This is a genomic window from Streptomyces longispororuber (assembly GCF_014656095.1).
Classification (GTDB): domain Bacteria; phylum Actinomycetota; class Actinomycetes; order Streptomycetales; family Streptomycetaceae; genus Streptomyces; species Streptomyces longispororuber.
The window spans coordinates 1-6,909 of the sequence record NZ_BNBT01000255.1 but is presented as its reverse complement, the minus strand read 5'-3'; the positions used below and the strand labels follow the sequence as shown (position 1 = coordinate 6,909).

Sequence of the window (6,909 nt, the reverse complement as noted above, 5' to 3'; positions counted from 1 at the left end):
GGTCGGCGACCGTGGCGCAGTCGCCGCGGGCGTGGGCGAGCTCCCGCTCCAGGTCCCGCTGCTCCCGGTCGAGGGCGTCGCGCAGCGTGGCGCGGGAGTCGACGCGGCGGGCGGCCTCCTGCTGGGCCGTGACGCGGCGGCCGTGCTCGCGCTCGGCCTGGGCGAGCTTCTCGCGCGCGGTGTGCAGCCCGGACGCGCGGTCGCGGGCCGTCTCGTACGCGTGCCGCACCTCGGCCACGGTCGCCGCGAGGTCGGCGGCGGGGGTGTCGGACGCGGCGGCGGTGTCGGCCGCGAGCGCGGCGCCGACGTCGGCGCGGGTCCGCTCGGCGGCCGTGCGGTCCTCCTCCGCGCGCCGGTGGGCGGCGAGGGCGGCCTCCTCCGCCGCGCGGTCCACGTGGTCTTCGGACTTGCGGGCGGGGGCGGGGTGCTCGGTGGCTCCGCACACGGCGCAGGGGGCGCCGTCGCTGAGGTGCGCGGCGAGCTCGGCGGCGATCCCGGCGAGGCGCCGCTCCTTGAGGGAGAGCCAGTGCTCGTGGGTGTGCGCGGCGCGCTCGCGGGCGGCGAGCACCTGCTCATCGGCGGTGGCGGCCTCCTGGGCGAGCCGGTCGCGGCGGCGGGCGGCGTCCAGTTTCTCCTGGGCGGCCGTGAGCTGCCCGGCCAGGTGCTCGGTGCGGGTCGTCGCCTCCTGGGCGGCGTCGACGGCGTCCTGGAGGCGGGCGCGGGTGGTGTCCCAGTCGGCGAGCCAGCCGTCGGCCTCCTGGAGGACCTCCTCGTCGGCCCGCTCCTGGCGGTCCAGGTCAGCGCGCTGCCCGGTCAGGTCGGCCAGGCGGCGCTCGGCGCGGCGGGCGGAGGCGAGGCCGCCGAGCTCCTCGCTGGCCTTGCGGGCGGCGCTCGCGAGGCCCGCGGCGCCCTCGTCGGCGTACGCGGTCGGGAGCCGGTCGCGCGCGTCGGCGTCGGCGGCGGTGGCGCGCCGGTGCTCGGCCTCGGCGTCCGCGCGCAGGCCGAGGGCGGGGGCGACGGCTTCCGCCTTGCGGGCCCGCTCCATGCGGGCCGTCAGCCGCCGGTGGTCGTCCGCGCCCTCCTCCAGGCGGGCGGCCCGCTGCTGTGCCTCGGCGAACCTCTCCTGGAGGCGGGCCAGTTCGCGGGCGTCGTCGAGCGCGGCCGCCGCGGCGGCGCGGGCGGACTCGGCGCGGGCGAGGGCGGCGCGCGCGATGGTGAGCCGCTCGCGGGCGCCGGAGCGGACCACGGCGGCCCAAGTGAGGACGGCGTCGGCGAGGCCGGGGGCGCCGGGCTCGGCGTCCGGCAGCGGCAGCTCGGCACCGGCGTCGCCGGGTGCGGTGCCCGCCGCCTGCTGCATGCGGTGGGCGTCGGCGAGCAGTTCGGCGTCGGCCTCACGCACCTGGGTCTCGGCGGCGCGGCGCCGCTCGGCGAGCCGCTGCTCGACGGCGGCGAACCGGCGCGTGTCGAAGAGCCGTCCGAGGAGCTTGCCGCGGGCCTCGGCGTCGGCCCGCAGGAAGCGCGCGAAGTCGCCCTGCGGCAACAGCACGACCTGGCAGAACTGCTCCTTGCTCATGCCGAGGAGCTGGGTGATCTCCTCGCCGATCTCCTGGTGCGAGCGGCTGAGGTCCTTCCAGGCCCCGCCGTCCGGGGTGCCGTCCCCGGCGGCGTACTCCCGCAGCCAGCTCTGCGCCTTGTCGGTGGTGGTGCCCGTGCCGCGCTTCTTCGGGCGCTCCCACGGCGGCTGCCGGGTGATCTCCAGACGCCGTCCCGCCACGGTCAGTTCGAGGCACACCTCGGTGCGCGCATCCGGGCGCGCGTGGTGGCTGCGCAGGGACATGCCCTGGCCGCTGCCCTGGCGGGGGCCGGGCACCGAGCCGTACAGCGCGTAGCACACGGCGTCGAGGACGGAGGTCTTGCCGGCGCCGGTGGGGCCGTGCAGCAGGAACAGGCCGGCCGCGGACAGCTCGTCGAAGTCGATGTCCTGGGTGGTGGTGAAGGGCCCGAAGGCGGTGATCCGCAGCCGGTGCAGCCTCATCCGGCCACCTCGCGCAGGACGTCGTCGGCGCGGACGGCGTCGAACGCGTCGCGCAGCACCGCCTGCTCCCGCGCGTCCGGTCCCGCGCCGCGCACATGGGTCACGAAGTCCTCCGCGATCTGCTGGTCGGTACGGTCCCTCAGGCGCTGCGCGTAGGAGACGCCGGGCTCCTCGGGGGCGCGGGCCGGGTCGAAGACGAGGCTGAGGGTGTGCGGGAAGCGCTCGCTGATCCGCGCCATCGGGTCGTCCGGGCGCACCGGGTCCGTGAGGGTGGCCTCCACCCAGGCGTCCTCGTGGCGGGCGAGGCCGGGGTCGGCGAGCAGGTCCGCGAGGTCACCCCGGATGCGGGCGAGCGGCCGGGGCACCGGGCAGTCGACGCGCTCGGCGGTGACCAGCTCCCCCGCCGCGCCCAGCTCCACGAGCCACATGGTCTTGCGGTGGGCGGCCTCGGAGAAGGAGTACGCCAGCGGTGAGCCGCTGTAGCGCACGCGCTCGCTGATGACCTGGCTGCCGTGCAGATGGCCGAGGGCCACGTAGTCGACGCCGTCGAAGACGGCGGACGGGACGGAGGCGACGCCGCCGACGGTGATGTCCCGCTCGCTGTCGCTGGCCTCGCCGCCGGTGACGAAGGCGTGCGCGAGGACGACGGAGCGGGTGCCCGCGGGGCGCGTGGCCAGGTCGGCCCGCACGCGGTCCATGGCGGCCGCGAGCACCGCCTCGTGCCCGGCGCGCTCGACGCCGAACTCGCCCTTCACCAGGGCCGGTTCCAGATAGGGCAGGCCGTAGAAGGCCACGTCCCCGTGCGCGTCGGCGAGGACGACGGGCTCGCCGCACGCGCCGGGGTCGGTGCGCAGGTGGATGCCGGCCCGGCCGATGAGCCCGGCGCCGACGCCGAGGCGGCGCGCGGAGTCGTGGTTCCCGGAGATCATGACCGTGGGCACCCCGAGGGCGGCCAGGCGGTGCAGGGCGTCGTCGAACAGCTCGACGGCGGCGAGCGGCGGCACCGCCCGGTCGTACACGTCCCCCGACACGACGACGGCGTCCACCGCGCGCTCGCGCACGGTGGCGACGAGACGCGTGATGAACGCGGCTTGCGCGTCGAGCATGCTCACCCGGTGCAGGGCCCGGCCGAGATGCCAGTCGGACGTGTGCAGCAACCTCATGATTCCCGAGACTAACGGCAGGGTCCGACATCACGGGCGGCTACTCCCGTATCGGGCCGTCCGGCGGCCGACGACGACTACCGCGACACCCGTGACTCCGGTCACGTCAACTGCCGCGACGACAACCGTGGTTACGTCCGAATATGTCTGCTATGTCCCCATACGGCACTTGGAAGGGACGGGGCCGGGTGCGTCGGGGCCGTGCCGGTCAGGCGTCCCCGTACGCCTCGCCGCCGAGTTCGAGGTCCGCGCTGCCCGCCGTCGCGTCCGCGAGCCAGGCGCGGAACTGCTCGACGTCGGCCTCCGGCAGGCCGATCTCGATGGTCACCGCGTCGCCGTAGCGGACGTCCCGCACCTCGCGGCCCGCGGCGCGCAGGTCGTTCTGGACCTTGCCCGCGCGCTGGTGGTCGACGGTGACGGTGGCGAGCCGGAAGCGGCGCCGGGTGCGGGTGCCGAGCGCGTCCAGGGCCTCGCCGACCGCGCCGCCGTAGGCCCGGATGAGCCCGCCGGCGCCGAGCTTGACGCCGCCGTAGTAGCGGGTGACGACGGCGACGACGTACCGCATGTCGCGGCGCAGCAGCATCTGGAGCATGGGGACCCCCGCGGTGCCGCCGGGCTCGCCGTCGTCGCTCGCCTTCTGCACGGAGGCGTCGGCCCCGATGACGTACGCGAAGCAGTTGTGCGTGGCGGTGGGGTGCTCCTTGCGCACGCGGGCGACGAAGTCCTGCGCCTCCCGTTCGGTGGCGGCGGGCGCGAGCGCGCACAGGAAGCGCGAGCGGTTGATCTCGGTCTCGTGCACGCCCTCACGGGCCACGGTGCGGTACTCGTCCTGCATCACGCCAGCGTATGCGCTCCTCGGCGGAGCGCGCGGCGGGCCTCTCCGGCCACCGCGCCGGGACGCCCTCCCCTGGGGTCCGCACGGTCCCTCCGGGTTCTCCGGGCCCTCCGGCCCCAGGGGGCCGCCTCCGCCTCGCGTCCGTCCGGTCGCCGGGACCGAGCCCGCCGGTCGCGGGCGGCGCGGCGGTAAGGTGATCCCTTGTGACGTCACCTTCGAAGTCGGCGGCAGCAGGGGAAGTTCCCGGCGGGACGGGCATATTGAGCGCCCTCCTGGCCGAGGAGCCCGTCGTCGTGTCCGAGACCCGTGAAGACCTGCCCGACGCGGTGCTCTTCCCCGAGGAGGCCGCCCACGTCGCCAACGCCGTGGCGAAGCGGCGCCAGGAGTTCACCACCGCGCGGCACTGCGCCCGCGCGGCCCTCGCCGGCATCGGCATCGCGCCCGTGCCCATCCCGCGCGGCGAGAAGGGCGCACCGGTGTGGCCGCAGGGCGTGGTCGGCAGCATGACGCACTGCACCGGCTACCGCGCGGCGGTCGTCGCCAAGCTCTCCGACGTCCTCACCCTCGGCATCGACGCGGAGCCCGCCGAGCCGCTCTCCGACCCGGGCGTGCTCGACCTGGTCAGCGACGAGACGGAGCGCGCCACGCTGGCCGCGCTCGCCGCCGCGCAACCGACGGTGCCCTGGGACCGGCTGCTGTTCAGCGCCAAGGAGACCGTCTACAAGGCGTGGTTCCCGGTGACCCAGCGGTGGCTGGGCTTCGAGGAGGCGCGCCTGGACATCCGCCGCGACGGCACGTTCAGCGCCGCGTTCCTGGTGGAGTGCCCGGTGGTCGCGGGGGCCGAACTGACCGGGTTCGACGGCACCTGGATCGTCCGCGACGGGGTGCTGGCGACGGCGATCGTGCTGCGGCAGGGGTAGCGTCCGCTACCTGTCCTGGGTGGACCTGCCGGACCGGCTGGACCTGCCAGCCGGGCCGCACGGCTGCGGCATCAGGGCCGCGCGGCCCCCGCCCGGTCCGCGAGGCTCGACCAGAACATCCCCTCGTACTCCTGGAGCAGGTGCCCCTGCCGCAGCGCGGTGCGGGGCGTGAGCGTGTCCCGGGAGAGGCCTTCCTCCAGCGCGGCCAGCGCGTTCCGGCCGAGGTCCGGCGACGGCTCGGCGAAGAAGTCGAAGAACGCGCAGGCCGCGTCCGGGAAGCCGTACCGCGCGCGCAGGGCCCTCGCGAGGGTCGCGCAGTAGCCACCCCAGGCCGCGAAGTTGGCGGTCAGGGCGAGCACGACGTCGGCCGGTTCGCCGTTGAACGCGAGCCAGGCCACGTACGCCGGGTAGGCCTGGCAGCCCGCCGCAGGGACGTACTCCCGCGCCTGCCGTTCGCCCACCCGGCAGGCCGCGAGGAGGGCGCCGAGCCGGTCGGACGCGAGGGTCTCGCCCTCGGCCAGGGCGTCGAAGAACGCGGCGCTCGCGGGCAGGCCCGCGTCCGCCGAGCGGGCCGCCAGGTGCAGGAAGGACCGGCGGTCGGCGGGGATGATCAGGCGCTGCTCCAGGGCGAGCGCGACCACCGCGCCGCGGTCCGCGGTGCCGTCGGCGACGAGCGGCACGAACGGGTTCGCGTGCGGCGCGGGCGCGAGCTCCGCCGCGGCACGGGCCAGCAGGGCCTGGGCGGTGAGCGCTTGCTGCCCGCTCGTCCCGGTTGCCTGCTCTGCCGCGTCTGCTCCGCCTGCTTCCTTTGCTCCCGCTGCTTCCTTAGCTCCCTCTGTTTCCTTAGCTCCCGCTGCTTCTTTTGCGCCGTCTGCCGCGCCTGGCCCGCCCGGCCCGCCTGCCTCCTCGGGCCCGCCCGGCCCTCCTGCCCCACCGGCTCCGCCCGACGCGTACGGCCCGGTTACCGAAGGTCCGGATGGTGGCGGTCCGGATGCCGAGGGTCCGGATGGTGACGGCCCGGCTGCCGACGACGGCAGGGCTGCCGACGCCCGCTGGGGCGGCTCTCCTTGCTCACGAGCGATCGGCTCCATCAGGGAGACACCTTCCTCCGCTGTCGTACGCCTCTGACCGGTCAGGCTGCGGCCCCTCGCCGTACACCCTGCCCACTCCGCCCGTCGGCGTCTCCCCCTGTGCCCCTGCGGACTCCACCCTGCGGAACTTCCGCGTCCAGATGTTAGTTTCTACGCTGTTGTAGAAATTGGCGCGTGCGTCGGTGTTGCCCGGCGCCCGCCCGTGAGCACCGACCGATGGAGTCTTTCCATGGCCCTGTGGGACCGCCTCAAGGAATCCGCCTCGACGATGCAGACGCAGCTCGTCGCGAAGAAGAACGACCTCAAGAGCGGCTCCTTCCGCGACGCGAGCATGGCGATGTGCGCCCTGGTCGCGGCCGCCGACGGCACGGTCGACCAGGCCGAGCGCCAGCGCGTGGCGCAGCTCATCGCGACGAACGAGGTGCTGCAGAACTTCCCGGCCGACGACATGCGCCGCCGCTTCGACGCGTACGTGGACAAGCTCACCGCGGACTTCGCCTTCGGCAAGGTCAGCGTGTTGCAGGAGGTGGCGAAGGCCAGGAAGAAGCCCGCCGAGGCCCGGGCCGTGGTCCAGATCGGCATCGTGATCGGCGGGGCCGACGGGGACTTCGACAAGGACGAGCAGGCGGTGGTGCGGGAGGCGTGCTTCGCCCTCGACCTGCCGCCGCACGAGTTCGACCTCTGACGGCACCCGGGCCCGCGCGAGCCCCGCGGCCCCGGGTCAGAGGGGCGTCGCCGCCCGTAGCACGAGCACCAGCGTGACCGCCGCGTTCGCCGAGGCCAGGGCGGAGACGGCGGTGCCGCCCGCCGCGCACCACAGCGCGAGGCCCGGCGCCGTGAACGGCGAGGGCCGGGTGCGGGCGGC

General features: G+C 75.6%; 6 protein-coding genes. 2 read left to right on the top strand and 4 right to left on the bottom strand.

What is annotated here, in order from left to right; all coding sequences use genetic code 11:
- From IE330_RS37360 to IE330_RS37350, 3 genes are all read right to left on the bottom strand, one after another.
- Window positions 1–2,035: AAA family ATPase (locus tag IE330_RS37360; protein WP_190140637.1), on the bottom strand; the 2,035-nt coding region annotated here is incomplete at its 3' end.
- Complete coding sequence (locus IE330_RS37355; RefSeq protein ID WP_190140636.1) at window positions 2,032–3,198, bottom strand: exonuclease SbcCD subunit D; 1,167 nt, start codon at window positions 3,196–3,198, stop codon at window positions 2,032–2,034. The genes IE330_RS37360 and IE330_RS37355, both read right to left, overlap by 4 nt.
- A 208-nt stretch (window positions 3,199–3,406) precedes the next feature.
- Window positions 3,407–4,033 carry a YigZ family protein gene (locus IE330_RS37350; RefSeq protein WP_190140635.1) on the bottom strand — a complete coding sequence of 209 codons (627 nt, stop codon included), beginning with the start codon at window positions 4,031–4,033 and terminating at the stop codon, window positions 3,407–3,409.
- Window positions 4,034–4,290: 257 nt separating this feature from the next.
- On the opposite strand from IE330_RS37350, the gene IE330_RS37345 reads away from it, so the two are divergent.
- On the top strand, window positions 4,291–4,953 hold the full coding sequence (locus tag IE330_RS37345) for a 4'-phosphopantetheinyl transferase family protein (RefSeq protein ID WP_373314825.1): 663 nt from the start codon (window positions 4,291–4,293) through the stop codon (window positions 4,951–4,953).
- Between the two features lie 71 nt (window positions 4,954–5,024).
- Here IE330_RS37345 and IE330_RS37340 read toward each other — a convergent pair whose 3' ends face one another.
- Window positions 5,025–5,633 carry a transcriptional regulator gene (locus IE330_RS37340; RefSeq protein WP_308439081.1) on the bottom strand — a complete coding sequence of 203 codons (609 nt, stop codon included), beginning with the start codon at window positions 5,631–5,633 and terminating at the stop codon, window positions 5,025–5,027.
- A gap of 640 nt (window positions 5,634–6,273) precedes the next feature.
- On the opposite strand from IE330_RS37340, the gene IE330_RS37335 reads away from it, so the two are divergent.
- Window positions 6,274–6,729 carry a tellurite resistance TerB family protein gene (locus IE330_RS37335; RefSeq protein ID WP_190140633.1) on the top strand — a complete coding sequence of 152 codons (456 nt, stop codon included), beginning with the start codon at window positions 6,274–6,276 and terminating at the stop codon, window positions 6,727–6,729.
- Window positions 6,730–6,909 lie beyond the last annotated feature (180 nt).

Excerpts from the sequence above, each read along its gene's own strand:
- IE330_RS37355 (WP_190140636.1), bottom strand. The coding sequence starts at position 3,198 with ATGAGGTTGCTGCACACGTCCGACTGGCATCTCGGCCGGGCCCTGCAC.
- IE330_RS37350 (WP_190140635.1), bottom strand. The coding sequence starts at position 4,033 with ATGCAGGACGAGTACCGCACCGTGGCCCGTGAGGGCGTGCACGAGACC.
- IE330_RS37335 (WP_190140633.1), top strand. The coding sequence starts at position 6,274 with ATGGCCCTGTGGGACCGCCTCAAGGAATCCGCCTCGACGATGCAGACG.